This window comes from Nocardia sp. SYP-A9097 (genome assembly GCF_009649815.1).
Taxonomy (GTDB): domain Bacteria; phylum Actinomycetota; class Actinomycetes; order Mycobacteriales; family Mycobacteriaceae; genus Nocardia.
In genome coordinates this window covers 1-723 of the sequence record NZ_WJIC01000096.1, presented here as the reverse complement: position 1 = coordinate 723, position 723 = coordinate 1, and the positions used below count along the sequence as shown (strand labels likewise).

The 723-nt window shown below is 68.2% G+C and carries 1 protein-coding gene; it reads right to left on the bottom strand.

Going from position 1 to position 723, the window contains the following annotated elements; all coding sequences use genetic code 11:
• Nucleotides 1–723, bottom strand: a 723-nt coding sequence (locus tag GFY24_RS40895; protein ID WP_153810478.1) for an HNH endonuclease signature motif containing protein, incomplete at both ends; no start/stop codon positions are given.

The window sequence follows — 723 nt, the reverse complement described above, 5'->3', positions numbered from 1 at the left end:
TCACCTGCGGAGTCCCGGTGGGATCGATATGCGGGGGCGCGATCCACGCGGTGCGCCCCGGAAACGCCGTATCGGGACCGAGTTTCACGGTCTTCCAGCCCCCGGGACCGTCATGAACTTGGGCATGACAGCTATCGCACGCCAAAGTCAGGTTCTCGATATCGGTCTTGCCGCCCTTGGACCATTCGGTGAGGTGATGCACCTGCGCGCGCGAGGCGGGCGCGGAGCAGTTGGGTCGGGTGCAGCCCCGCTCGGTCGCGATCAGCGCGAGGCGTTGGGCCTTGGTCGCGGTGCGGGATTCACGGCCGACATGCAGGGGCATGCCCGCGTGGTCGAACACCATGAGGAACCGCTTCGACTGCTGTGCCAGCTCCAAGGCCTCGCTGATCGGGACGGTGCCACCGGTGGCCAGCGTCGCGACTCCCGCCGCGCGTTCGACATCGGCGATGCTCATGGTCATGATCGCAGCGACCGGTACCCCGCGATGCGAACCCCGCTTCGCCGGGCCACCGAGCTCGGGACGCAGAAACCCCAGCAGCGCATCATGATTACGCTGCGCGGGAGTACGGGTATCACGGGCGGCGGCCGCCGCGAGACGCGCGTCGTCGGTGGCGTCCTGTGCGGTCCACGGGCTGTCGGTGTCGGCGGGGTTGCACATGCCCGGGCGCGCGAACTTGGCCAGCATCGCATCGAACAACACCCGGGTTTGCGGGGTGAGATCAG